A 24987-nucleotide genomic window follows, 5' to 3' on the forward strand; every position below is an offset into this window, starting at 1 on the left:
ATTGTAATCCATACTATTTGTGGTTTTCCAATTTCTGGACATAAAATAGCTTTGCTATATGTCCAGTAAAAGTTTGGGGATTTTATACGGAGTTTTGGGAGTGGTACTATTCTCCTCAAAAGCTGTGATGGTGAAATTAGCTTACCGTTACGATGTGGACACACTAGATTTACTATTGTTTCGGATGTTATTCTCCCTACCGTTCTATATTTTCATCCTCTTTTTAATTCGGAAAAAGACAGCTAAGGCAAAAATTGCCCCAACAGATTACGCTTGGCTGTTCCTGTTTGGATTTGTGGGCTACTATTTAGCCAGTTATTTCGATTTTTTAGGATTGAATTATATTAAAGCGGGATTAGAGCGAATCATACTTTTTGTGTACCCTACTATTGTCGTATTTCTTACCTGGTTGATTTTCAGGAAAAAGATTACCCAAGTGCAGTTTATTGCCATTCTTGTAACCTACGTGGGGGTACTGATTACTTTTTGGGACGAATTGGACGTTGCCGGAAATAAAGTATTGCTGGGAGGATTCTTGGTATTGTTGAGTGCCATCACCTATGCCTCCTATTTGGTAGGTAGTGGTTGGCTGATTCCCAAATTCGGAGTACTTCGATTTACCTGCTACGCGATGATTGCGTCCACTAGCTGTATTGTGATGCATTATTTGGTAGCGGGCAACTGGGACTATGCGAATTATCCTTGGCCCGTCTATGCGTACGGTTTGGCTATGGCTATCTTTGCCACATTGATTCCATCCTTTTTGGTTTCAGCAGCAATCGAAAGGCTGGGAGCTAGCAATTTTTCAATTTTGGGAAGCTTGGGACCCATTTCCACTATTTTGCTCGCCTTTGTGTTTTTGGACGAAAAACTTACATATTGGCAGCTTGTTGGAATGCTGGTTGTTATTTTTGGAGTGACTTATCTGTCAATCCAAGGCAAAAAGCGAGCTAAAGGCTGATATATATTAACAATTATTGTTTTCTATTGTTGATTACTTTCTACCGTACACCCTTTTATTTTTGCTCCTAAATTTTATATTGCAATGATTAACCCTTAACTAATGGCAGACACCCAATATACTGAAGATAATATTCGTTCGCTGGATTGGAAGGAGCATATTCGTATGCGTCCTGGGATGTACATTGGAAAATTGGGCGACGGTTCCTCTGCAGATGATGGCATCTATATTCTCCTAAAAGAAGTAATCGATAACTGTATCGATGAATTTGTGATGGGAGCAGGGAAGACCATCGAAATCAACATCAAGGAAAATAAGGTACATGTTCGCGATTATGGTCGTGGCATTCCATTGGGAAAAGTGGTGGACGTTGTTTCCAAAATGAATACCGGTGGTAAGTACGATACCCGGGCCTTTAAAAAATCTGTTGGATTGAACGGGGTGGGCACCAAGGCCGTTAATGCGCTTTCTACTTATTTTAGGGTTGAATCCAATCGGGATGGGCAATCCAAGTCTGCTGAATTTGAAACAGGGAACTTGGTAAACGAAGAACTTTTGGAAGAATCATCCAGAAGAAAAGGGACCAAGGTTAGTTTTATACCGGATGAGTCCATCTTCAAAAAATATAAATACCGTAGCGAGTATGTGGAACGAATGCTCAAAAACTATGTCTACCTAAATCCAGGCTTAACTATCGTTTTCAATGGAGAAAAGTTCCATTCCGAAAATGGATTAAAGGACTTATTGGAAGACAACAACAACCAAGAAGATTTTCTTTATCCCATCATCCACCTAAAAGGTGATGATATTGAGGTTGCCATGACCCACAGCAAAACTCAATACAGCGAGGAATATCATTCTTTCGTAAATGGACAACATACCACGCAGGGTGGTACGCACCAATCTGCATTTAGGGAAGCCATCGTGAAAACTGTCCGTGATTTTTACGGAAAAAATTATGATGCATCAGATATTCGAAAGTCAATCATATCTGCGGTTTCCATCAAAGTAATGGAGCCTGTTTTTGAAAGCCAGACCAAAACCAAGTTGGGCTCAACCGATATGGGTGGTAAATTGCCAACCGTTCGTACGTATATAAACGATTTTATAGGTACATATTTAGATAACTATCTGCATAAAAATCCGCAGACAGCAGAAGCACTTCAAAAGAAAATTGTACAAGCAGAGAAAGAACGTAAAGAGCTTTCAGGAATTCGAAAACTGGCTCGGGAACGTGCAAAAAAAGCAAGTCTCCACAATAAAAAACTTCGTGACTGCCGTGTACATTTACAGGATATGAAGAAGGACCGAAGACTGGAAACTACACTTTTTATTACGGAGGGAGATTCTGCATCTGGTTCCATAACCAAATCCAGGGATGTGAATACACAAGCGGTATTTAGCCTTCGAGGTAAACCGTTGAACTCCTACGGCATGTCCAAAAAGATTGTGTACGAGAACGAAGAATTCAATCTTTTGCAGGCAGCACTCAACATTGAGGATTCCATGGAAGACCTTAGGTACAACAATATTGTAATAGCAACCGATGCCGATGTGGATGGAATGCATATTCGTTTATTGTTAATTACCTTCTTTTTGCAATTTTTCCCGGAATTGATCAAAGAGAACCATTTATATATTCTTCAAACTCCGTTGTTTAGGGTGCGCAATAAAAAGGAAACTATTTATTGTTATAGTGACGAAGAACGAAGAAATGCCATTCAAAAACTTACCGGAAAACCAGAAATAACCCGATTTAAGGGATTGGGTGAAATTTCTCCGGATGAATTCAAACATTTTATTGGTGATGATATTCGTCTTGAACCTGTGATGCTGGACAAGGCCATGAGCATTGATGCCCTTTTAAAGTTTTATATGGGGAAAAATACGCCGGATAGGCAGGAATTCATTATCAAAAACCTTAAAGTAGAGCTTGACCTAGTAGAAGAAAACCAACTGCAACCCAAATAAATGCTACCTTTCTAAATGGAAGAGAACGAAGAACTGAACGATGAAAGTTTAGATAACCAAGATGAGTCCCAAGATAGCCTGGTAAAAGTAACCGGGATGTACAAGGATTGGTTTTTGGATTACGCTTCCTATGTAATTTTGGAGCGTGCCGTACCCGCCATCGAAGATGGCTTTAAGCCTGTGCAGCGCAGAATTATGCACTCGTTAAAAGAACTTGATGATGGGCGTTACAACAAAGTGGCCAATGTAGTGGGGCACACCATGCAATATCACCCTCACGGTGATGCCAGTATTGCTGATGCCATGGTGCAAATTGGACAAAAAGACCTTCTTATTGATACCCAGGGTAACTGGGGAAATATTTTAACGGGGGACGGAGCAGCGGCCTCACGATATATCGAAGCGCGGCTATCCAAGTTTGCCCTTGAGGTTGTATACAGCCCAAAAATTACGGAATGGCAACTTTCGTATGATGGTAGAAAAAAAGAGCCTGTAAATCTACCCGTAAAATTTCCGTTATTACTTGCGCAAGGGGCGGAGGGAATTGCAGTAGGGCTCTCTACTAAAATTCTTCCTCACAATTTTAATGAGTTGATAGACGCTTCCATAAAACATTTAAAAGGAAAGCGATTTACCATTTATCCAGACTTTCCAACTGCAGGTATCATTGATGTGACCAATTACAACGATGGTATGCGCGGTGGAAAAATCAGGGTAAGGGCCAAAATATCCACTTTGGACAAGAACACTCTGGTCATTAACGAAATACCATACGGCACCAACACCTCCTCTTTAATTGACTCCATCTTAAAGGCTAACGATAAGGGGAAAATCAAAGTAAAAAAGATAGAGGACAACACAGCTGCCGAAGTAGAGATTTTAGTGCATTTGCCCAACGGAATTTCTCCTGACAAAACCATTGACGCACTTTATGCCTTTACAGCTTGCGAATCTTCTATATCCCCATTAGGATGCGTGATTGAAGATAATAAGCCATTATTTATTGGTGTCAAAGAGATGCTTGAAAGGTCCACAGATAATACCGTAGAGCTACTTAAAGCAGAACTTGAAATACAATTGGAAGAACTAGAGGAACAATGGCATTTCTCTTCTTTGGAACGTATTTTTATAGAGAACAGGATTTACCGTGAAATTGAGGAAGAGGAAACTTGGGAAGGTGTAATCGATGCTATCGATAAAGGTCTGAAGCCTCATATTTCTCATCTAAAAAGAGAGGTGACCAGAGAAGATATCATTCGGTTGACCGAAATCCGAATTAAGCGTATTTCAAAGTTTGATTTAGACAAGGCGCAACAACTTATTGAAAGTTTAGAAGATAGGATTGCGGAAACAAAGCATCATTTGGAGCATTTGGTGGATTATGCCATCGCTTATTTCAAGGAACTTAAAAAGAAATATGGTGCTGGTCGGGAGCGAAAATCAGAAATAAGAATTTTTGATGACATCGAAGCGACTAAAGTCGTTATCCGAAATACTAAACTCTATGTAAACCGCGAAGAAGGATTTATTGGAACATCCCTTAAACGAGATGAATATGTCACTGACTGCAGTGACATTGACGATATTATTGTCTTTACCCAAAAAGGGGAGATGATGGTGACCAAGGTGGATTCCAAGGTTTTTGTGGGCAAAAACATTATACACGTGGCTGTCTTTAAAAAGAAGGACAAGCGCACCACCTATAATATGATTTACAAACTTATGAAAGGTGGGCCCAGCTACGTTAAGAGATTCAATGTGACCAGTATGACCCGGGATAAGATATATCAACTAGCCGGAGACAAAGCTTCTTCAGAAGTGTTGTACTTTTCTGCCAATCCAAATGGTGAGGCCGAAGTCGTCACGGTGATGTTGCGTCAATCGGGAAGCATTAAAAAACTGAAATGGGACTTGGATTTTTCCGATGTTCTAATAAAGGGGAGAGGTTCCAAAGGAAATTTAGTAACCAAATATGCTGTAAAACGAATCGAACTGAAAGAGAAAGGTGTGTCCACTTTAAAGCCCAGGAAAATTTGGTTTGATGATGTGGTAAGTAGATTAAACGTTGATGGTAGAGGGGAGCTGCTGGGAGAATTTAAAGGCGATGATTTACTTCTGGTAATAGACCAGAAGGGTATCGTAAAAACTATTCCGCCAGATTTGCTTACTCGATTTAATGATGACATGGTCGTGCTTGAAAAGTGGAATCCTGAGAAACCAATTTCTGTAGTACATTATGTTGGTGATAAAGAGCGTTTCTACCTAAAAAGATTCTTGATAGAGAATCCAAATAAAGAAGAGGTTGTTATTGCAGACGACACAAAATCCTATTTGGAACTAGTATCCACAGATTGGCGGCCTAGATTAGAAATAGAATTCGTTAAGCCGCGGGGCAAGGACCCCAAACCCAATCAAGAAGTAGATGTAGAAGAATTTATTGCTGTAAAAGGAATAAAAGCTCTTGGGAATCAGCTTACTCCGGAAAAAGTTAAAAATATCAATGTTTTAGATTCCTTACCCTACGAGGAGCCCGAAGAACAAAAAGCAGAGGACATCGAAGTAGTGGACGAGGAGCAAATAGAAAGTGATGATAATGATATAGGAACAAAGAATGATAGTTCTGACCAAACTACTTTGTTTTAATGCTTTTTATGTCTAATTTTCGCCACGACACATACCTAAAGCCTACTACTTAAATTTTCTTTATGGATTTTACAAACCCCCTGGTATATGGCGTGCCAGTATTTATCGCCTTTATCTTGTTAGAATTAGCGTACAGTAAAACTCACGACGACGACCAACTTTATAATTGGAAAGATTTGGCCGCGAGCAGTTTTATGGGTATCGGATCTGCAATATTGGGCCCCCTGTTTAAGGTAGCCTTTGCCATACTTCTTTTTGAAGGAACTTATGAACTTTTTAATCCTGTAGTAGACGGGGTTAGAACCAACTTTTTGGGTTACGAATCCTTTGGATATGCTTGGTATGTTTGGATTATTTGTCAATTGGCTGATGATTTCACTTATTATTGGTTCCATAGAGCTAACCACGAGGTACGCATCTTGTGGGCTGCCCACATAGTACATCACTCCTCGGACAATTTTAATTTAGGTACCGCCATCAGAAACGGATGGTTCACTATTTTATACAAACCTTTCTTTTATATATGGATGCCAGCCATTGGTTTCCCGCCAGAAATGGTGTTGGTATGCTTGGGCATAGAGGCACTATGGCAGTTTCAATTGCACACCGTTTATGTTCCTAAACTTGGCTTTATAGAAAAGTTTATGAACACCCACACCATGCACCAAGTACACCACGCCCAAAATGTGGAGTATTTGGACAAGAACCATGGTGGTTTCTTAAACATTTTCGATAAGATGTTTGGAACTTGGAAAGAACTAGATGATAACATCGATGTAAAATACGGCGTTATCCATGCTCCTGAATCGTACAACCCCGTGGTTATACTTACACACGAATTCAAGGATATTTGGAACGATGTAAAAAAGTCTAAAAAGCTTTCCCATAAACTAATGTACATATTTGGACCTCCCGGTTGGAGCCATGACGGAAGCACATTAACGGTGAAGCAACAACAGCGATTATTTAAAAAGCAAAAGGAGTCCACTCCAGAATTGGCCTACCAAAGACCCAATTAATGCTCATCTAGGGAATGACCTTTTTCCTCTTGAGTGTTTTTTTGCATTCTAAGGTTAAGGAATTCCACCATTAAGGAGAAAGCAATTGCGAAATAAAGGTATCCTTTTGGAATAGCCCCAACTTCGTTGCCAAACACTTCCAAATGAGATAAGTGTGCCGATTCTGCAATCAGCATAAAACCGATCAAAATCAAAAAGGATAATCCCAAAACCTGAATAGAAGGGTGGCGATTGACAAATTCGCCTACGGGATTTGCAAACAACATCATTATCAATACGGATATCACAACTGCGGTTACCATTAAAACCAAGGCATCTGTTGGGTTAGGGGAGATTCCATTGGTCATACCTATAGCAGTAAGGATAGAATCAAAGGAAAAAACAATATTGATTACGGTTATTTGAACAATAGCATTCATCAAAGATGATGAGCGCGACTTTGTCACTTCTCGTTCATCATGGCCACGGTCTTCTATTTTTTCGTGTATTTCTCTGGTGCTTTTATAGAGCAAAAAAAGACCTCCAGCAAATAATATTAGAGCCTGCCAACTTATACCGCCAGTCAACCATGACTCATTGAAGACTAAAAACGGTTTCTTCATTTTGGTGAGCCAGGTGAGTCCGAACAGTAAAACAATCCGAAGCAACATTGCCAATACAAGTCCAATGTTTGTCGCCTTTCTTCTATCTTTTTTTTCTAATTTACCTGCTGCAATGGAAATAAAGATAATATTGTCTATACCCAATACGATTTCCAAAAAAGTAAGGGTAAGCAATGCCATCCAGGCATCTGGACTTGCGAAAATATCAAACATGGTCAGTCTATTTTATGGGCAGTTCCTTTAAATTTCTTATTCTCCCCAACAACATTGTATTCAAAAGTATAGGAAGAATCTGTTGTGGTCAAAATTTTTATGTGAATAGGTTTCTCCTCCGCCTTGTTCTTGGGATTTAAATTTTTAAGCACATACTCGCAATCATTGATCCACCGAATAGATGAAGAATCTACTTTTCCTTCGTACTTATCAACTTCTATATCCAAAGTTCTGCGGAATATGGTTTCTTTTTCCTCGCCGTTAATTGTGGCCTTAAAGGAAAATGCACCAGTTTTAAAGTCTTCACAATTCCGTTGTGGAGGTTGGCCGCAAGCAAAAAAGAATAGAATAATCGCGAAAGAAAGAAGGTTTTTTGTCATAACCACAAAGTAACGGAAAGTACACGAAAGGGTCAATCCTTTTTAGGATTGAATGTTTTAAAAGTGCCGTCCTCATAGAACAATACTATTTTAAAGGGTTCCATAGATACATTACCTTTTTTTCCAATCTCTGGCAGACTATTTATTTGAAGACCCTCCTCTGTTTGCTTTTCAATTGCCTTTGAGATTTCCGGGGTCTCTTTTCTAATTTCTGTGCGCGCCTCCCTTGGAAAGCCACCTTCTCCCTTCAACAACCAATATAAATCTACTTCGGGGTAGGTGTTTACCAATTTCATAACAAAATCCAAACTCGGCTTATTTCTCCCATTCAATAAATGGGATATGCTTGAGCGCTGTACGCCAATCTCATCAGCAAAAGTGGAAACAGATAATTCCAAATGATCAATGACGGTCTGTATTCGAGTTACAATTTCTTTGTTCACAAATGTAAATTTATATCTATCTAAGATAGTAGAATAAGAGCAGAAATAATAAAAAACTTGTAATACTACTATATTTTAGTTTTAGTAAAAGACGAAATAAACACATATATATAATTGAAATACTGAATTATAAAGTATTATAATTTGATACAATTTATATTGTTGACAAATGTATAGTTCAGCACCTAATACTGGTTACAAATGTATATTCTATGATAATGAAACAGGTTACAAATGTAAATTAAAGCTTGGTTACTTTTGTAAACTTTAATTAATCACTTCATGGTTGACCATTCATTATATAAGGAGAAATCTATTCAAGGTAGATATATTAATATGGAGGCTATACAGCCTTGTTTCTCTAAAGTTTCTTGCCCGATTACTCACATTGGGTATTCAGTTGAAGGTATTGGTATAAATGCTTTTAGATTAGGTAAGGGTGGAAAAAAGGTGCTTATGTGGTCCCAAATGCATGGGAACGAATCCACTACAACAAAAGCAGTTTGGGACCTGGTCAATTTTTTACAATCGGATGACTCTTTGGCCCAAAACATTTTAAGGGAATGTAGTTTAATGATTGTCCCTATGCTAAACCCAGATGGAGCCCGTATCTATACACGTGAGAATTTTAATAAAGTGGATTTAAACAGGGATGCAAAGGATTTAACGCAACCTGAAAGCATAGCATTAAGAAACTTATTTGAATCGTTCCATCCAGATTTTTGTTTTAATCTTCATGATCAACGAACACTTTTTAGTGCCGGAAAAGCAAACAAATCGGCGACAGTATCATTTTTGTCGCCTGCAAGTAACCAAGAGCGGCATATAACACCGACCAGGGAAGTAGCTATGAAATTGATCGTAGGTATGAATGCAATGCTACAAAAACATATCCCCAGCCAGGTAGGAAGATACGATGATGGTTTTAATGACAACTGCATTGGCGATACATTTCAGATGCTTAACGTTCCAACTATTTTGTTTGAATCTGGGCACTATCCAAAAGATTATGAAAGAGAAAAAACCAGAGAACTTATTTTTCTTTCAATAATTGAGGCACTAAAAATCATTACCAACAACGAGATTGACACCTATAAGACAGGAGATTATTTTTCAATTCCAGGGAATCAGAAGTTATTTTTTGATGTAATAATCAGAAATCCAGAATTGGTCAACCCTGAAATTGAACCAGGCCAAAAGGTCGGAATCAGATATAAAGAAGTTTTGGACGTGGATAAAATTATTTTTAAGCCCGAAATCGCAGAAATTGGATTGCTTGAGGGGTTTTACGGACACCAAACAATAGAATGTATTGATACCAAGGATTTTGGCTTTGCTTCCTCTGAAAAGGAGATTCTCGATTTATTGTTAAAAACCAAGAAATAAAAGTCAAATTATCGTGTGTTCTTGCATTTTATTTAAAAAAGAACCATTTTAATTACGTAAATTTTCTTTTTTAACTACTTTTGCTGCAAAATTCAATGTAATGAACAAAGTTAAGCTAGACGAGATAGATCACCAGATATTGGACATGTTAATTGATAATACCCGTACACCTTTTACGGATATTGCAAAGAAGTTGCTGATTTCAGCAGGTACGGTCCATGTAAGAGTCAAAAAAATGGAAGAGTCCGGAATCATAAAAGGTTCTTCCCTTACTTTAGATTATGTAAAACTGGGGTACTCTTTTATTGCATATGTTGGAATATTTTTGGAGAAAACACACCAAACCAAGTTTGTACTCGAAAGACTTAGTCAGATACCATATGTAACCGTGGCTCACATTACGACCGGAAAGTTCAATATTTTCTGTAAAATAAGGGCCAAGGATACAACGCATGCAAAAAACATCATTTTTAAAATAGATGATATTGAAGGTATCAGCAGGACCGAAACCATGATTTCCTTAGAGGAGAGCATCAACGATAAAAGGCGTTTGATGCATACCATCTTCAACGAGCTATAATCCCTTTTACATATATGTTAGTTTCAGAACTGCCTTCCTCTGAATATAATCCATTTTACCAGACCTATGTTATGGCTCTAGGTAATGTTGGTTTGATTGAAGAGCTAAAAATCGGTAAATCCAATTTTTTATCACTTTTTGAAAAAATTTCAGAGGAAAAACTGGGTTTTGCCTATGAAGAAGGTAAATGGACTTTAGCAGAAGCAATTGTGCATACCATCGACACGGAAAGAATTTTTCAGTACCGTGCACTTTGTATTGCTAGAAATGACAAAACTCCATTTCCTGGCTTTGACCAAGATGCCTATGTACCATATTCCAATGCTTCCAATAGAACAAAAAAGGATTTAATCGAAGAATATAAAGCAGTAAGGGACTCCACAATATCACTTTTTAATTCGTTTGACGACGAATCTATTAAAAGAATTGGCACGGCCAGCGGTTCAAAAATGAGTGTAAGGGCACTGGGGTTCATCATTAGTGGACATCAAGCACACCATATTCGAATTATTGAAGAAAGATATTTGTCTTAAATCAATATTGATGGTCTTCATCAACATCGTTTGAAGCAGTTTCCATTCCTTCGAAAGAATCCCCTTCAAATTCGGAAGCCACTAAATCTTTGTCGAGTTCCTTTTCGATGGTTTCCTCAAAATTGGCTATAAAATTGGAAAGGCTCTTACTTATTTTCACCAAGTAGATCGTATCGGCTGTTTTTACCTCTACTGCCTCAATTACCTCTCCATTTGGCTTTCTTATGGTTATGATGTCATCGTCACCATAACCGTCTGGATAGGAATCAATTAACATGGACGCTACTTTATGGTCCAATTTTTTGTAGTCTATCAAAATTCGTTTCATAATGGTTAGTTATTAATTACATTCCTAAACTAGGAATTTTTGAATTTGATGGACCCAAAGAGTTGCAAACGTAAAAAATAAGTATGTGAAGTGCCTATTCCTTGTAGTAAGCAAAAGCTTTTTGGAACAATTCTTCTGGAACTTCAATATCGATGACTGCCTCGCCAATAGCCTGTAGCAGTACAAAATTTACATTGCCGTGGGAATTCTTCTTGTCATATTTCAACAATTGAAGAATGGAATCAATGTCTTCGTCGGTAAAATCTACTTTATCAAAAAACCTCAAAAAGCTTTTTTTGATTTCATCCAATGATAATTTGGAAAGTCCACGGAGTTCGTGGGACAAATACCCCTCCAGAATCATCCCAATGGCTATGGCTTCGCCATGCAATAATGTTTTCCTATCATGGTTCTCCAAGCAATAAGATTCTATAGCATGCCCCAAAGTGTGGCCAAAATTTAAAATCTTGCGCAATCCTTGTTCTGTAGGATCTTGTAAAACCACTTCGTTCTTAATGGCAATAGATCTCTGAATACATGACGCATCGGTAAAATTGCTTTTTTTGATTAAGTCTTGCCAATAGACTTCGTCCTGTATAAGACCGTGCTTTAACATCTCGGCATATCCACTTTTTATTTGACGTGGGTCAAGGGTTTTTAAGAATTCTGGAAAAATCAATACCATCTGAGGCTGGTTGATTACTCCAATTTGATTTTTCAAAGAACCGAGGTCCACACCTGTTTTCCCACCAATGGAGGCATCGACCATGGCAAGCAGGGTGGTGGGGATATTGATAAAATCTATCCCTCTTTTAAAAGTAGATGCTACAAATCCCCCCATATCGGTAAGTACACCTCCGCCGAGGTTGATGAGCAGACTTTTTCGATCACCATCCAAATTGGAAAGATCTTCCCAAATTTGTAAACAAGTTTGAATGTGCTTGTTTTCTTCCCCGGACTGAATTTCTAAGATAGAATCGACGGGGCCATCAAAAATTTCTTTTAAAACGGGCAAACAATATTTCTTGGTGTTTTCATCCACCAAAAGAAATATTTTGGAATATGTTCTATTGGCAACATGTTGGTTAAGAGCAGCTTTTGCCAATTCGTTAATATGTACCTCGTAAGACTGTGATTTAACCGAATCCATAATTTTGTTTACACTGCTAAATAAAGATTATTTTTATATATATGGTTCTAGATTCCGTACTTATATTTGAATCTTTAATGGATTATAATTAATGCGACCAAATTTTGAGAATACTGCAATAGCTTTTGAGCTAAAAACGGACTCCCAGTTGGAGCGAGCCTATTTTCTTTTTAAAATGATTTCTAACGAACCTTTGGTTCGTATCGGTACTGCGGTGACCAATTTTGCCATTAAGGCACACCTCCCTGTTGAGGGTTTGATCCGGGCTACTGTATTTGACCATTTTTGTGGTGGTGTCAGCGAAAAAGATTGTTTGCCAATTATTGACAATATGTTCGGTAATGGGGTTTGCTCCATTTTAGATTATTCAGCAGAAGGCAAAGAGGTGGACAACCAGTTTGATTTTGCCATGGAAAAAACCTTGGAGATTCTGGACTTTGTCAAGGAAAAAGATGCTATGCCTTTTGCCGTATTCAAACCTACCGGTTTTGGGCGTTTTAAACTATTTGAGAAGGTCACTGCCGGCAGTGAATTAAACGAAAAGGAAGAGGCAGAGTGGGGCAGGATTGTAAACCGATTTGATAAAGTCTGTCAAAAGGCCTATGATTTGGATGTTGCTTTATTGATAGATGCGGAAGAAAGCTGGATGCAGGATGCTGCGGACGATTTGATCCTTGATCTTATGCGCAAATATAACAAGCAAAAGGCCGTGGTGTTCAACACCTTTCAAATGTATCGTTGGGATCGCCTCGATTATATGAAAAAGCTATATAAAATAGCGGTGGATGAAGGCTTTCATATCGGAGCGAAAATAGTCCGCGGTGCCTATATGGAAAAAGAGAACGAAAGGGCCAATGAAAAAGGCTATGAAAGCCCAATTTGCAAATCCAAGCGAGAAACCGATGAGAATTTTGATGCTGCTATCGATTTTATGATGGAGCATTTGGAGCGTTTTATCATTTTCGCCGGTACGCATAATGAGCAGAGCAGTCTCAAACTGGTCGACCTGATGAAAAAACAGGACATCACGACCAACGATGAACGGATTTGGTTTGGCCAATTATTTGGCATGAGCGACCATATCACCTACAACTTGGCGGCAGAAGGATATAATTCGGTAAAATATGTGCCCTATGGGCCAGTACGTGATGTAATGCCTTATTTAATCAGAAGAGCTGAGGAAAACACCTCGGTAGCTGGTCAAACGTCGCGGGAACTTGCCTTGATCACAAAAGAACGGAAGCGGAGGAAATTATCGGATTAATCCAGAAAAGTGACTCCTTCCACCGTCACTTGATTTTTACAATTCTTAGCCTTTAGCTCTAATTCTTCACCATTATATTCATGGGAGATAAAATACGTTTTACAAGGTTCGGACTTGGTATCACTCTTTCCAAAATCCACATCGCCATCCTGTAAAAAGGCCTGAATCATAAGTGTGTCTTGGTATTGCTCGGGTAGCGATTCCGAGAAAGTCAAAGGTTTGGAACGCATATCCTTGAGCACCCTACAATTCGGGAAATAGCAAAAATCTATACCTTCTTCGCCAGATTTTTTCTTCAAAATAAAAACCAAAAAAATCAATCCTATGGATAGTCCAACCAAGTACCATCCCAATCGTTTCAAAAATGCCATCTACATTAAAAAATAAGAAAGTTAATATCGTTATAGTTTAGCCCAAACCAATCGCCAACGGATTTGTTGGTCAAAATACCATGGTACATATAAAGTCCATTGCGCAAGCCTTTATCAAACCGAAGTGAATGTTCCAAGCCGCCTTCTTCTCCAATTTTTAATAAATAAGGAGTAAAAATATTACTGATGGAAATGGATGATGTTCTAGGGTACCTAGATGGAATATTGGGAACTCCATAATGGACAACTCCATATTTTTCAAAGGTTGGTTTTCGGTGTGTGGTTACCTCCGATGTTTCAAAACAGCCTCCCATATCAATACTCACATCAATGATCACAGCTCCTTTTTTCATGTTCTCTACCATGGAACTGGATACAACTACGGGTGAACGGTCCTTTCCTCGTGTTGCCCCAATGGCCACATCACAACGTTTTAGGGACTTTAATAAATTCTTGGGCTGTACGGTCGATGTGTAAAGGGTTTGGTTCAGGTTTGTTTGGAGATCCCTTAATTTACTAATGGAATTATCAAAAACCTTGACATTAGCACCCAACCCAAGGGCTGACCGTGCAGCAAACTGGCCTACAGTACCAGCTCCAATAATCACAACTTCAACAGGGGGCACCCCGCTAATATTTCCAAACATCAATCCATTACCGGTATTGGGGTTGGACATAAGCTCGGAGGCAATCAAAATGGAGGAGATTCCGGCAATTTCACTTAGTGAGCGCACCGCTGGATAATTACCATCTTCATCCCTAATGTATTCAAAGGCAATGGCCGTGAGCCTTTTTTTGGCCATGATTTCAAAATATTCCTTGTTCTGGGTCTTGATCTGCAATGCAGAAATTATAATGGTCTGCGGATTCAGTAAATCTATTTCCGAAAGGGTAGGGGGCTCTACTTTTAAAATTATAGGACAGGAAAATACTTTTTTGGTATCTCTTGTAATCTCAGCTCCAGCATTGGTATAATCAATATCGGAAAAATTTGCTCCTTCGCCTGCTCCAGACTCCAATAATACCCGGTGTCCGTTTGCTGTAATGGCGTTAACGGCGTCTGGGGTAAGGCACACCCGTTTTTCTTGGTATTGATTCTCTTTTGGAATACCTATAAAGAGTTCTCCCTTTTGTTTGACAACCTCTAAAGTTTCTTCTTGCGGAAGTAATTGCTGTTTGCTAAATGGAGAGGAAGCTTGGCTCATAAAAAGTAAATCTATTTACTATACCATAAGGTATTCGAGCAAATTTACATTTTTTTTGAAGCAGTCTTCTTGCGTTGTTCCAATTTCTCGCGTTCCTTACGTAATTCTTCTTTTTCTTTTAGGATTTGAAGTTCTGTATCCATAGCCTCTAAGTCGATACCATGCACATGTTTATCAACCAATTTTACCCTTATAAAATACACTACGGGTATAACCACCATGGTTACGGCAATGACATACAGGATTTCGTTTTCGTCGATTCGTTCACTATTGGAATAATTCAAGACCGTGTACAATTGGAAGCTGTACATAGCGATTGGAATCAATATGGCATGGTACCACCAGTTTTTTGAAGTTACGAACCATATTACTAGTAGAAGTAAAGGGATTAATTTGTTCAAATAATAATAGAAAGCTAAGCTAACATCATCATCAAACCCATTATCCGTAAACTCAATACCTAAAAAGGTCCAAGTCTTGGCTCCGACGGGCAAATATTTATAACCATAAAATAGTATTGGAGAAATAGCAATAAAAAGTGCTATCACTCCCTCGATTACAAACTTTTTCCTAATTCTAGTTTTGTCCTTCATTGTTGTAGATAACTAGAAAAATGAAAGATTATTGTAAAAAAATAATCCCTTCTAAAAAAAAGGGATTATCGTAACGGTTTGGAAAAAGATTACTAAAGTTTCTTTAGCTGATCTTTTCTAATGCTAGTTGTTTGATCTTTGTCAATTTTAACAACGCTGGTCGAAACAGCAGTCATTGCCAAAAATGCAACAGCTAGCAACCCAAAAAAAACTTTCTTAGTGTTCATCGTAAAAGAGTTTTTGGTTAATAAATGAATTCATTCTCAGAACAAATGTAGGAAAATATTTCAACCTACCATGCCTTTTATCGATAAAATTGGTTTTTTAACGCAAAAAACTTACAGTTTATCGAAATCGGCTTGCTCTGCGCAATAATATGTCTGAAGATAGAGCGATTGTGTTTTAAGAAACATTTAACTCGATTGAACGAGTGCTTTCCTCGATAAAGTGCAAGAATACCCCCACAGCATCTTCAGGCAAAAGAGATGAAATTTTTTCTGGCCATTCTATAAATAGCCATGCATCAGAATTCAAATAATCTTCAAAACCCATATCCAAAGCCTCCATTTCATCATTTAGTCTATAAAAATCAAAATGATAGGCGAGGGGATTGTTATTTTCATCCGAATATTCATTTACCAAACCAAAAGTTGGACTGTTTGCCTCATCTACAGCACCAAGTTCTTTTACTAAAGCTTTAACCAAAGTGGTTTTACCGACGCCCATATCACCATATAAACAAAGGACTTTGTTGGGTGAATTCCTGATTACTTCTTTGGCTACATCTTGAATTTGGCTTAATTGAAAGTTTCGTTTCAAAATAAATTTATTTAGGGTCCAAAACTACAAAAGGAACAACCATTTCTTCCAATGAAACACCGCCATGTTGATATGTGTTCCTATAATAACTTACATAGTAGTTGTAGTTGTTTGGGTAAGCAAAAAAGAGGTCGTTCTTGGCAAAAATGTAGCTGCTACTCAGATTAATGTTTGGCAAGTGAATTTCTTGCGGATTTTTAGTGGCCAATACATCTTTATCTTGATAAGTAAGGCTTCTACCAGTCTTATAACGAAGATTTAAGCTGGTTTCGCGGTCACCAATCACTTTTGAGGGTTGTTTTACATTGATGGTACCATGATCCGTGGTCAAAATCAATTTCATGCCAAGCTCTTGCGCTTGCTGGATAATTTCCAACAAGGGTGAATTTTTAAACCAACTTAGTGTAAGTGAACGATAGGCCTTGTCATTGGAAGCGAGTTCCTTTACTACCTCCATTTCTGTTTTTGAATGGGAAAGCATATCTACAAAATTGTAGACAACCACGGTGAGGTCGTTATCTTTTTGTGATCTGAAGTTTTGTGCCAGTTGCTTCCCTTGTTTTAGATTACTTATTTTATGGTATTCCCAATTGAGGTTAAGCCCCAATCGTTTCAACTGTTCTCCTAAAAACTCGGATTCAAAAAGGTTTTTCCCGCCTTCATCCGTATCGTTTTTCCACCAATCCGGATACCGTTTCTCCATTTCGGAAGGCATCAAGCCAGAAAACAGGGCATTACGGGCATATTGCGTTGCTGTTGGGAGTATGCTGAAATATGCACACTCCTGTTTCTTTTTAAAATGAACCGATAAAGTTTTTTCGAATGCCAACCATTGATCATATCTTAAATTATCAATCACAACCAATAGGGTTTTGTTACCTTCCAACTCAGGTTGAATCTTACTCTTAAATAGGGTGTGCGACATTACTGGAGCATCGCCGTCATGGAACCAAGTCTTGTAGTTTTTATCCACAAACTTTCCGAACTGGGAATTGGCCTCCACCTTTTGAGATTCCAGTATTTCGAACATACCGGAATCTTCGATTTGCTCCAATTCCAACTCCCAGTAAATCAGTTTTTTGTAGAGTTCAACCCACTCTTCGCAGGTATTTACCATAGAAAGGTCCATGGCTATTTTCCTGAATTCCTGTTGATAATTGGCCGTGGTTTTTTCTGATACTAAGCGAGAATTGTCCAAACTCTTTTTTAAGGATAAAAGAATTTGATTCGGGTTTACAGGTTTTATGAGATAGTCTGCGATTTTGGAGCCGATTGCTTCATCCATAATGTATTCTTCTTCACTTTTGGTAATCATTACCACAGGAATGGAACCGTCATATTTCTTTATTTCAGTTAGTGTCTCCAAGCCGGAAAGGCCAGGCATATTTTCATCCAAAAAAACAATATCAAAAAAAGCTTCTTTGATTTCTTCAATGGCATCTTGGCCACTCTGGCTCGTGATTACTTTATAGCCTTTACTTTCCAGAAATAATATGTGAGGTTTTAAAAGGTCTATCTCATCATCGACCCAAAGAATTGTTATCTTGTTCATATAGTAGTTATCTTTGTGGGAATTAAAACAAAAACTCTTGGTAAAAACCAATAAGCTTAATGTTTTCAACGATCCAATTTACGGTTTTATTGGAACTCCCAACGAACTAATTTTTAGTCTGATCTCGCACCCTTACTTTCAAAGGTTGAGGCGGATATCCCAAATGGGGCTTTCCTATTTAGTGTATCCAGGGGCGCACCATACTCGATTCCATCATGCACTTGGTAGCATGCATTTAATGACCAAGGCCATTCAGGTTTTAAAATTAAAAAATGTAGAAATTACCGAAGAGGAGGAGAAAGGTTTATTGTGTGCCATTTTGCTTCACGATATAGGCCACGGGCCGTTTTCCCATGCCTTGGAAGGTTTTGTAGCCAAAGAAATTAGTCATGAGCAGATTTCCCTCCGTTTTATGATGGAGTTGAACAAAGAATTCGAAGGGCAGCTGGATACTGCCATTGCCGTTTTTCAAGGAGATTACCCTAAACCTTTTTTAAATCAACTGGTCTCCAGCCAGTTGGATATGGACCGCTTGGACTACCTTAAAAGAGATAGTTTTTACTCTGGCGTTACCGAAGGAAACATCAATTCTGAAAGACTTATCTCTATGCTGAATGTAGTAGAAGGTAATTTAGTGGTAGAGGAGAAGGCGATTTATGCGGTAGAAAAGTTTTTGATGGCCCGTAGATTTATGTATTGGCAAGTGTATTTGCATAAAACAGGATTGGTGGCCGAGCAGTTATTGATTAGGATTATGCAACGTGCGAGACTGCTCTTAAGTCAGGGCGAAGAATTAAATGGAAGTCAACCCTTATTATTTTTTCTGAAGAACAACGGAACTTTATCATTTAATGCCGACGTTTTAAAAACTTTTGCCGAACTTGACGATATTGATGTTCTTGGCGCCTTGAAAAGTTGGCAATTCCATAATGATTTTGTGCTTTCCAAATTGTGCAAAATGTTACTGGACAGAAGACTTTTGCACGTAAAGGTTAAAAAGAGCCCCATAACTCCAGAAAAAATCAAAGAGAAGATAGATTGGATCATCAAAAAGCATGACCTTTCGGTTGAGGAAGCTTCCAATTTTGTTTTTCAGGGAGAAATATCCAACAAGGCTTACAGTAAAGATGAAGCCATTCAAATTTTAAAGAAGAACGGAAAAATTTCAGATGTTTTAAAGGAGTCGGACCAGCTTAGCCTAAAAGCGCTGGCGAAAACCGTTACCAAATATTATAGCTGCTATCCAAAGAAAGCCGTTTAACAAATTTTGTTACTTTTGCACCAATGAAATTTACAGCTACCCAAATTGCCGGAATCTTAGAAGGGGAAGTTGAGGGGAATCCTCAAATTGCTGTCCATAAACTATCTAAGATAGAGGAAGGCGAAAAAGGGTCGTTGACCTTTCTTGCCAATCCAAAATATACATCCTACATATACTCTACAAAAGCATCCATTACCATAGTTAATAAGGATTTTGTTCCAGAACAATCAATTTCCACTACCTTGATCAAGGTAGATGATGCTTATAAATCGTTTTCCAAATTATTGGAATATTACAATCAGGTAAAAAACAACAAGGTAGGTATTGAAAGTCCTTGCTATGTTTCTGAAAGCGCCAACTATGGAGAAGATTTTTACCTTGGTGCTTTTGCCTATTTGGGAAACAATGTGACCATTGGTAACAATGTGAAAGTTTATCCGAATGCATACGTGGGAGATAATGTAACCATAGGGGATAATGTAGTTGTATTTGCAGGGGCCAAAATCTATTCCGAAACTATTATAGGAAACAACTGTGTTATTCACGGAGGAGCTATTATTGGGGCAGACGGATTTGGTTTTACACCAAATTCTAATGGGGAATACAGTAAAGTACCCCAGACTGGTAATGTTATTATTGAAGATAATGTGGATATTGGTGCCGGTACAACCATAGACCGTGCCACCTTAGGTTCCACCATATTGAGAAAAGGAGTGAAGTTGGATAATCAAATCCAAATAGCACACAATGTTGAAATTGGCGAACATACTGCAATTGCTGCCCAAACCGGTGTTGCTGGATCCACTAAAATTGGAAAAAATTGTTTGATTGGTGGTCAAGTGGGTATCGTAGGACACATCACTATTGGTGATAGGGTTCGTATTCAAGCCCAATCGGGTATCGGAAGAAATGTAAAAGATGATGAAGTGCTACAAGGTTCACCGGCATTGAACTATGGGGACTTCAACAAATCATATGTACACTTTAAGAATTTGCCAAAATTGGCAAATCAAATCTCCAACATAGAAAAAAAAGTTGAAGGTGAGTAAAACAAGTAACAAACAACGCACTATAGCGAAAAAAGTAACGCTACAAGGTGTAGGACTGCATACAGGGGAAAATGTAACCATGAGTTTTCTGCCCGCTGATGAAAACCACGGTTTTGCGTTTAAGAGAATAGATTTAGAGGGAGAACCCATAATTGAGGCAGATGCCAATTATGTGGTGAATACCCAACGTGGTACCAATTTGGAAAAAAACGGAGTCAAAATTCATACTTCGGAGCATGTACTTGCTGCCTTGGTTGGATTGGATATCGACAACGTTTTAATTGAATTGGATGCTCCGGAACCTCCTATTATGGATGGTTCTTCCAAGTTTTTTGTCGAAGCTTTGGAAGAAGCGGGTATTGTTGAGCAGGAGCAAGAACGTGAAGAATATGTGGTAAAAGATGTTGTTTCCTATAAAGATGAAACCACAGGAAGTGAGATTACCATTATTCCTGCGGATGAATACCAAGTGACCACTATGGTGGATTTTGGAACCAAAGTTTTGGGCACACAGAATGCCACTTTGGAAAAAATGTCCGATTTTAAAGAACAGATTTCCGATTCACGTACATTCAGTTTTCTTCATGAACTTGAAATGTTGTTGGAAAATGGACTGATCAAGGGCGGAGACCTCAATAATGCCATTGTATATGTGGACAAGGAAATATCGGAATCCACAATGAAAAAATTGGAAAAGGCCTTCAATAAAGAGAAGCTTTCCGTAAAGCCCAATGGTATTTTAGATAACCTTACCTTGCATCATCCCAATGAAGCTGCCAGGCACAAGTTGCTGGATGTAATCGGAGATTTGGCTTTGGCCGGAACCCGAATCCGAGGAAAGGTGATTGCGAACAAGCCTGGACATTTTGTTAATACCCAATTCGCTAAAAAATTGTCCAAAATCATCAAAATAGAAAAAAGGAACAAAGTTCCCAGCTATGATTTGAACCAAGAGCCATTAATGGACGTCAATGAAATCATGGCCAGATTACCACACCGTCCTCCATTTTTATTGGTAGATAAAATTCTTGAACTTTCCGACACCCATGTTGTAGGGGTCAAAAACGTGACCATGAACGAACCATTTTTCGTGGGTCACTTTCCAGGGGCACCTGTAATGCCCGGAGTTTTACAGGTAGAAGCAATGGCCCAGACAGGAGGAATACTTGTTTTGAGTACTGTTCCCGATCCAGAAAACTACCTGACTTTCTTTATGAAGATTGATAAAGTAAAGTTCAAACAACAAGTAGTTCCTGGGGATACTTTAATATTTAAATGCGATTTGATTTCACCCATACGGAGGGGAATATGCCACATGCAAGCTTATGCATACGCCAATGGAAAATTGGTTTCCGAAGCTGAGCTTATGGCACAGATCGTAAAAACAAAAAATACAGATTCGTAGATGAACCAACCATTAGCATATGTACATCCAGGGGCCAAAATTGCCAAAAATGTGGTAATTGAACCCTTTACTACTATACACAATAATGTAACTATTGGAGAAGGGACTTGGATTGGTTCCAATGTTACCATTATGGAAGGAGCCCGAATCGGAAAAAACTGCAGCATTTTCCCGGGGGCTGTAATTTCTGCAATGCCTCAGGACCTTAAGTACCAAGGAGAAGATACAACGGTAGAAATTGGAGATAATACAACGATTCGAGAATGTGCAACTATAAATAAAGGTACTTCTGACAGAATGAAAACAGTTATTGGGAACAATTGTTTGATTATGGCCTATTGTCATGTTGCACACGATTGTTTTGTAGGTGATGGCTGTATTTTCAGTAATAATTCCACATTAGCGGGACATGTGACCATTGGGCAGAATGTTGTTTTGGCCGGAATGGTTGCTGTACATCAGTTTGTATCTATTGGAAACCACGCTTTTGTAACAGGTGGTTCCTTGGTTCGTAAAGATGTACCTCCATATGTAAAAGCAGCAAGAGAACCTTTATCATACGTTGGAATCAATTCCATTGGATTGCGTAGAAGAGGATTTGATTCCGATAAAATCAGGGAGATTCAAAACATCTACCGTTTACTGTATCAAAGAAATTATAACAATTCTCAAGCGGCATCCATCATAGAAGCTGAAATGGAAGCAACCCCGGAAAGGGATGAAATTCTCCAGTTCATTAGGGATTCGCAACGTGGAATTATGAAAGGATATTTCAGTTCAAACTAAATTTATGGCAAGTACTTCAGATATAAGAAAAGGATTGTGCATCAAGTACAACAACGATATTTATAAGATTATAGAGTTTCTTCACGTAAAACCGGGTAAGGGACCTGCTTTTGTGCGTACCAAGCTAAAAAGCGTGACCACCGGTAAAGTGGTGGACAATACGTTTTCTGCAGGACACAAGATTGAAGATGTACGTGTAGAAACACGTTCGTACCAATTTTTATACAATGATGGGGAAACCTATCACTTCATGAACACGGATGATTACACCCAGATTGCTTTGCAAAAAGATGCTCTCGATGCTTCTGATTTGCTAAAAGAAAGCGAAGTGGTGACCATTATTTTTAATGCTGAGGACAATAATCCGCTCTCCGTTGAAATGCCTGCAAGTGTTGTATTGGAAGTGACCCACACAGAACCTGGAGTAAAAGGAAACACGGCAACCAACGCCACAAAACCTGCAACGGTTGAAACTGGAGCAACCATCAATGTGCCACTTTTTATCAACGAAGGTGACAAAATAAAGATTGATACAGAGAAAGCAGCATATATGGAACGTGCCAAAGAGTAGCCTGAATGAAATTCCCTAAAACCTATACACTTAAAGAAATATCGGAGCTTATTGATGCCGACTTTGTGGGAGATGAAAGTTTCCCCATTTTGGGTATGAATGAAATCCACGTAGTGGAAGAAGGTGATATCGTTTTTGTGGACCATCCCAAATATTACGATAAAGCCCTGCAATCTAAAGCAACAGTTGTTCTCATCAACAAAAAAGTGGATTTTCCAGAGGGCAAAGCCCTACTTATTTCTGATGACCCATTTAGAGATTTTAATAAATTGACAGGCCATTTCAAACCCTTTGAAAGTGCTGCATCATCTATTGCCGAATCTGCTGAAATAGGAAAGGGAACTATAATTCAACCCAGCGTTTTTATTGGGAACCGCGTAAAAATTGGTAAAAACTGTGTGATTCACCCTAACGTAACCATTTATGATGGATGTATCATTGGGGATAATGTAACCATCCACGCGGGAACTGTTTTGGGAGCCGAAGCTTTCTACTATAAAAATAGGCCAGAAGGATTTGACAAATTACTTTCAGGAGGAAACGTTGTGATTGAAAACAATGTGGACATTGGTGCTGGATGTACGATTGACCGAGGAGTAACGGGTTCAACCACCATTAAAGAAGGTTCCAAATTGGACAACCAGATTCAAGTTGGGCACGATACTGTTATCGGAAAAAAATGTTTGATAGCATCCCATGTAGGAATTGCGGGTTGTTGCATTATTGAGGACGAAGTGACCCTATGGGGACAGGTAGGCATCACAAGCGGAGCCACCATTGGTAAAAAAGCGGTGATTTTGGCTCAATCAGGTATTTCAAAATCACTTGAGGGAGGCAAAACCTATTTTGGTTACCCAGCTGAGGAAGCTCGGGAAAAACTAAAACAAATCGCATCCATCAAAAGGATTCCAGAAATCTTGCAAAAACTAAAAAAGATTTAAGAAATCAATAGATAAAAACTTTAGTAAACCATATTTTTGTATCTCTACATTAAGTTAAATATATGAGCGTCTTAGTAAACAAGGATTCAAACATAATTGTACAAGGATTTACCGGTAGTGAAGGAACCTTCCATGCCGAACAAATGATTGAATACGGAACCAACGTGGTTGGTGGTGTAACCCCCGGAAAAGGTGGTCAAGAACATTTGGGAAAACCAGTTTTCAACACAGTGGAAGACGCTGTAAAAGAAGTTGGTGCCGATACCACTATAATTTTTGTTCCGCCTGCATTTGCTGCGGATGCCATTATGGAAGCTGCTGATGCAGGAATCAAAGTAATCATCACGATTACCGAAGGTATTCCCGTAGCGGATATGGTAAAAGCCAACGATTACATCAAGAATATGGACTGCACATTGATCGGTCCAAACTGTCCAGGTGTAATTACGCCAGGTGAAGCAAAAGTTGGTATTATGCCAGGATTTGTTTTCAAAAAAGGAAAAGTAGGTATCGTTTCCAAATCAGGAACACTTACTTACGAAGCGGCCGACCAAGTTGTGCGTCAAGGATTGGGAATCACCACGGCCATTGGTATTGGAGGTGACCCCATTATCGGAACCACAACAAAACAAGCTGTTGAGCTTTTAATCAACGACCCAGAAACTGAATGTGTTGTAATGATCGGTGAGATTGGTGGCCAGTTGGAAGCCGAAGCGGCAAAATGGTATAAAGAAAGTGGCAGCAAAAAACCAGTTGTTGGTTTTATTGCTGGTGAAACTGCTCCAGCAGGACGTACCATGGGACACGCTGGTGCCATTGTAGGTGGTAGTGACGATACAGCCCAAGCCAAGAAAAAAATTATGCGCGATTGTGGTATCCACGTTGTGGATTCACCTGCCGAAATTGGCGTAAAAGTGAAAGAAGTGGTTGGGTAACCAACCGTTAAAACCATACTAAATCC

At 38.8% G+C, this 24987-nt stretch carries 25 protein-coding genes; 15 read left to right on the forward strand and 10 right to left on the reverse strand.

What is annotated here, in order from left to right:
* Positions 1-58 precede the first annotated feature (58 nt).
* From D2V08_RS16530 to D2V08_RS16545, 4 genes are all read left to right on the forward strand, one after another.
* Positions 59-961 carry a DMT family transporter gene (locus tag D2V08_RS16530; protein WP_119609537.1) on the forward strand — a complete coding sequence of 301 codons (903 nt, stop codon included), beginning with the start codon at positions 59-61 and terminating at the stop codon, positions 959-961.
* 102 nt (positions 962-1063) lie between these two features.
* Positions 1064-2932, forward strand: coding sequence for a DNA topoisomerase IV subunit B (locus tag D2V08_RS16535; protein ID WP_119609538.1), 1869 nt, complete (start codon positions 1064-1066; stop codon positions 2930-2932).
* Between the two features lie 15 nt (positions 2933-2947).
* Positions 2948-5575 (forward strand): DNA gyrase/topoisomerase IV subunit A, encoded by a 2628-nt coding sequence (locus D2V08_RS16540; RefSeq protein WP_119609539.1) that lies wholly within the window; start codon positions 2948-2950, stop codon positions 5573-5575.
* 62 nt (positions 5576-5637) lie between these two features.
* On the forward strand, positions 5638-6594 hold the full coding sequence (locus tag D2V08_RS16545; protein WP_119609540.1) for a sterol desaturase family protein: 957 nt from the start codon (positions 5638-5640) through the stop codon (positions 6592-6594).
* Here the strand turns inward: D2V08_RS16545 and D2V08_RS16550 are convergent.
* Genes D2V08_RS16550 through D2V08_RS16560 form a run of 3 tightly spaced genes read right to left on the reverse strand, consistent with a single transcriptional unit; the run spans position 6591 to position 8232 of the window.
* Complete coding sequence (locus D2V08_RS16550; protein ID WP_119609541.1) at positions 6591-7409, reverse strand: TerC family protein; 819 nt, start codon at positions 7407-7409, stop codon at positions 6591-6593. The two genes, D2V08_RS16545 and D2V08_RS16550, sit on opposite strands and share 4 nt — an antisense overlap.
* 2 nt (positions 7410-7411) lie before the next feature.
* On the reverse strand, positions 7412-7789 hold the full coding sequence (locus tag D2V08_RS16555) for a DNA topoisomerase IV (protein WP_119609542.1): 378 nt from the start codon (positions 7787-7789) through the stop codon (positions 7412-7414).
* 32 nt (positions 7790-7821) lie between these two features.
* Positions 7822-8232 (reverse strand): helix-turn-helix transcriptional regulator, encoded by a 411-nt coding sequence (locus D2V08_RS16560; protein ID WP_119609543.1) that lies wholly within the window; start codon positions 8230-8232, stop codon positions 7822-7824.
* A gap of 282 nt (positions 8233-8514) precedes the next feature.
* On the opposite strand from D2V08_RS16560, the gene D2V08_RS16565 reads away from it, so the two are divergent.
* The 3 genes from D2V08_RS16565 (at position 8515) to D2V08_RS16575 (ending at position 10731) form a co-directional block, all read left to right on the forward strand.
* The gene (locus D2V08_RS16565; protein WP_119609544.1) at positions 8515-9618 is read left to right on the forward strand and encodes a M14 family metallopeptidase; all 1104 of its coding nucleotides are present in this window, start codon (positions 8515-8517) and stop codon (positions 9616-9618) included.
* A 100-nt stretch (positions 9619-9718) separates the two neighbouring features.
* Positions 9719-10198 carry an Lrp/AsnC family transcriptional regulator gene (locus tag D2V08_RS16570; protein WP_119609545.1) on the forward strand — a complete coding sequence of 160 codons (480 nt, stop codon included), beginning with the start codon at positions 9719-9721 and terminating at the stop codon, positions 10196-10198.
* A 14-nt stretch (positions 10199-10212) separates the two neighbouring features.
* A complete protein-coding gene (locus tag D2V08_RS16575) occupies positions 10213-10731 on the forward strand; it encodes a DinB family protein (protein ID WP_119609546.1) in 519 nt (172 codons plus the stop codon).
* A 1-nt stretch (position 10732) separates the two neighbouring features.
* Here D2V08_RS16575 and D2V08_RS16580 read toward each other — a convergent pair whose 3' ends face one another.
* Together D2V08_RS16580 and aroB are read right to left on the reverse strand one after the other, a co-directional pair.
* Complete coding sequence (locus tag D2V08_RS16580) at positions 10733-11059, reverse strand: hypothetical protein (RefSeq protein ID WP_119609547.1); 327 nt, start codon at positions 11057-11059, stop codon at positions 10733-10735.
* 94 nt (positions 11060-11153) lie between these two features.
* Entirely contained in the window at positions 11154-12209 is a 1056-nt protein-coding gene (gene aroB / locus D2V08_RS16585; RefSeq protein ID WP_119609548.1) for a 3-dehydroquinate synthase, read from the reverse strand.
* 91 nt (positions 12210-12300) lie between these two features.
* Between aroB and D2V08_RS16590 the strand changes: the two genes are divergently transcribed.
* Positions 12301-13473: a proline dehydrogenase family protein gene (locus D2V08_RS16590; protein WP_119609549.1), complete on the forward strand. Its 1173-nt coding sequence runs from the start codon at positions 12301-12303 to the stop codon at positions 13471-13473.
* Here the strand turns inward: D2V08_RS16590 and D2V08_RS16595 are convergent.
* The 5 genes from D2V08_RS16595 to porX form a co-directional block, all read right to left on the reverse strand.
* Positions 13470-13844: a DUF4258 domain-containing protein gene (locus D2V08_RS16595; protein ID WP_119609550.1), complete on the reverse strand. Its 375-nt coding sequence runs from the start codon at positions 13842-13844 to the stop codon at positions 13470-13472. The genes D2V08_RS16590 and D2V08_RS16595 overlap by 4 nt on opposite strands.
* 5 nt (positions 13845-13849) lie before the next feature.
* On the reverse strand, positions 13850-15049 hold the full coding sequence (locus tag D2V08_RS16600; RefSeq protein WP_119609551.1) for an alanine dehydrogenase: 1200 nt from the start codon (positions 15047-15049) through the stop codon (positions 13850-13852).
* Positions 15050-15093: 44 nt separating this feature from the next.
* A complete protein-coding gene (locus tag D2V08_RS16605; protein ID WP_119609552.1) occupies positions 15094-15642 on the reverse strand; it encodes a hypothetical protein in 549 nt (182 codons plus the stop codon).
* Positions 15643-16044: 402 nt separating this feature from the next.
* Positions 16045-16461 carry a tRNA (adenosine(37)-N6)-threonylcarbamoyltransferase complex ATPase subunit type 1 TsaE gene (gene tsaE, locus D2V08_RS16610; RefSeq protein WP_119609553.1) on the reverse strand — a complete coding sequence of 139 codons (417 nt, stop codon included), beginning with the start codon at positions 16459-16461 and terminating at the stop codon, positions 16045-16047.
* 7 nt (positions 16462-16468) lie between these two features.
* Positions 16469-18013, reverse strand: coding sequence for a T9SS response regulator signal transducer PorX (porX, locus tag D2V08_RS16615; RefSeq protein ID WP_119609554.1), 1545 nt, complete (start codon positions 18011-18013; stop codon positions 16469-16471).
* 37 nt (positions 18014-18050) lie between these two features.
* Between porX and D2V08_RS16620 the strand changes: the two genes are divergently transcribed.
* From D2V08_RS16620 to sucD, 7 genes are all read left to right on the forward strand, one after another.
* Positions 18051-19274: an HD domain-containing protein gene (locus D2V08_RS16620; protein ID WP_119609698.1), complete on the forward strand. Its 1224-nt coding sequence runs from the start codon at positions 18051-18053 to the stop codon at positions 19272-19274.
* A gap of 23 nt (positions 19275-19297) precedes the next feature.
* Positions 19298-20323 carry a UDP-3-O-(3-hydroxymyristoyl)glucosamine N-acyltransferase gene (gene lpxD / locus D2V08_RS16625; protein WP_119609555.1) on the forward strand — a complete coding sequence of 342 codons (1026 nt, stop codon included), beginning with the start codon at positions 19298-19300 and terminating at the stop codon, positions 20321-20323.
* Positions 20316-21728, forward strand: coding sequence for a bifunctional UDP-3-O-[3-hydroxymyristoyl] N-acetylglucosamine deacetylase/3-hydroxyacyl-ACP dehydratase (locus D2V08_RS16630; protein ID WP_119609697.1), 1413 nt, complete (start codon positions 20316-20318; stop codon positions 21726-21728). Before lpxD ends, D2V08_RS16630 begins: the two co-directional genes overlap by 8 nt.
* Positions 21729-22514 (forward strand): acyl-ACP--UDP-N-acetylglucosamine O-acyltransferase, encoded by a 786-nt coding sequence (gene lpxA / locus D2V08_RS16635; protein WP_119609556.1) that lies wholly within the window; start codon positions 21729-21731, stop codon positions 22512-22514.
* 4 nt (positions 22515-22518) lie between these two features.
* Positions 22519-23085: an elongation factor P gene (gene efp, locus D2V08_RS16640; RefSeq protein WP_119609557.1), complete on the forward strand. Its 567-nt coding sequence runs from the start codon at positions 22519-22521 to the stop codon at positions 23083-23085.
* A gap of 5 nt (positions 23086-23090) precedes the next feature.
* A complete protein-coding gene (locus D2V08_RS16645; protein ID WP_119609558.1) occupies positions 23091-24026 on the forward strand; it encodes a UDP-3-O-(3-hydroxymyristoyl)glucosamine N-acyltransferase in 936 nt (311 codons plus the stop codon).
* A 62-nt stretch (positions 24027-24088) separates the two neighbouring features.
* The gene (gene sucD / locus D2V08_RS16650; RefSeq protein ID WP_119609559.1) at positions 24089-24961 is read left to right on the forward strand and encodes a succinate--CoA ligase subunit alpha; all 873 of its coding nucleotides are present in this window, start codon (positions 24089-24091) and stop codon (positions 24959-24961) included.
* Positions 24962-24987 lie beyond the last annotated feature (26 nt).

The organism is Flagellimonas lutimaris (assembly GCF_003581615.1).
Classification (GTDB): domain Bacteria; phylum Bacteroidota; class Bacteroidia; order Flavobacteriales; family Flavobacteriaceae; genus Flagellimonas; species Flagellimonas lutimaris.

Bases quoted from the DNA above. Each gene is read 5' to 3' on its own strand.
- D2V08_RS16530 (WP_119609537.1), top strand. From the start codon at position 59: ATGTCCAGTAAAAGTTTGGGGATTTTATACGGAGTTTTGGGAGTGGTA.
- D2V08_RS16535 (WP_119609538.1), top strand. From the start codon at position 1,064: ATGGCAGACACCCAATATACTGAAGATAATATTCGTTCGCTGGATTGG.
- D2V08_RS16540 (WP_119609539.1), top strand. From the start codon at position 2,948: ATGGAAGAGAACGAAGAACTGAACGATGAAAGTTTAGATAACCAAGAT.
- D2V08_RS16545 (WP_119609540.1), top strand. From the start codon at position 5,638: ATGGATTTTACAAACCCCCTGGTATATGGCGTGCCAGTATTTATCGCC.
- D2V08_RS16550 (WP_119609541.1), bottom strand. From the start codon at position 7,409: ATGTTTGATATTTTCGCAAGTCCAGATGCCTGGATGGCATTGCTTACC.
- D2V08_RS16555 (WP_119609542.1), bottom strand. From the start codon at position 7,789: ATGACAAAAAACCTTCTTTCTTTCGCGATTATTCTATTCTTTTTTGCT.
- D2V08_RS16565 (WP_119609544.1), top strand. From the start codon at position 8,515: ATGGTTGACCATTCATTATATAAGGAGAAATCTATTCAAGGTAGATAT.
- D2V08_RS16570 (WP_119609545.1), top strand. From the start codon at position 9,719: ATGAACAAAGTTAAGCTAGACGAGATAGATCACCAGATATTGGACATG.
- D2V08_RS16575 (WP_119609546.1), top strand. From the start codon at position 10,213: ATGTTAGTTTCAGAACTGCCTTCCTCTGAATATAATCCATTTTACCAG.
- D2V08_RS16580 (WP_119609547.1), bottom strand. From the start codon at position 11,059: ATGAAACGAATTTTGATAGACTACAAAAAATTGGACCATAAAGTAGCG.
- aroB (WP_119609548.1), bottom strand. From the start codon at position 12,209: ATGGATTCGGTTAAATCACAGTCTTACGAGGTACATATTAACGAATTG.
- D2V08_RS16590 (WP_119609549.1), top strand. From the start codon at position 12,301: ATGCGACCAAATTTTGAGAATACTGCAATAGCTTTTGAGCTAAAAACG.
- D2V08_RS16595 (WP_119609550.1), bottom strand. From the start codon at position 13,844: ATGGCATTTTTGAAACGATTGGGATGGTACTTGGTTGGACTATCCATA.
- D2V08_RS16600 (WP_119609551.1), bottom strand. From the start codon at position 15,049: ATGAGCCAAGCTTCCTCTCCATTTAGCAAACAGCAATTACTTCCGCAA.
- D2V08_RS16605 (WP_119609552.1), bottom strand. From the start codon at position 15,642: ATGAAGGACAAAACTAGAATTAGGAAAAAGTTTGTAATCGAGGGAGTG.
- porX (WP_119609554.1), bottom strand. From the start codon at position 18,013: ATGAACAAGATAACAATTCTTTGGGTCGATGATGAGATAGACCTTTTA.
- lpxD (WP_119609555.1), top strand. From the start codon at position 19,298: ATGAAATTTACAGCTACCCAAATTGCCGGAATCTTAGAAGGGGAAGTT.
- lpxA (WP_119609556.1), top strand. From the start codon at position 21,729: ATGAACCAACCATTAGCATATGTACATCCAGGGGCCAAAATTGCCAAA.
- efp (WP_119609557.1), top strand. From the start codon at position 22,519: ATGGCAAGTACTTCAGATATAAGAAAAGGATTGTGCATCAAGTACAAC.
- D2V08_RS16645 (WP_119609558.1), top strand. From the start codon at position 23,091: ATGAAATTCCCTAAAACCTATACACTTAAAGAAATATCGGAGCTTATT.
- sucD (WP_119609559.1), top strand. From the start codon at position 24,089: ATGAGCGTCTTAGTAAACAAGGATTCAAACATAATTGTACAAGGATTT.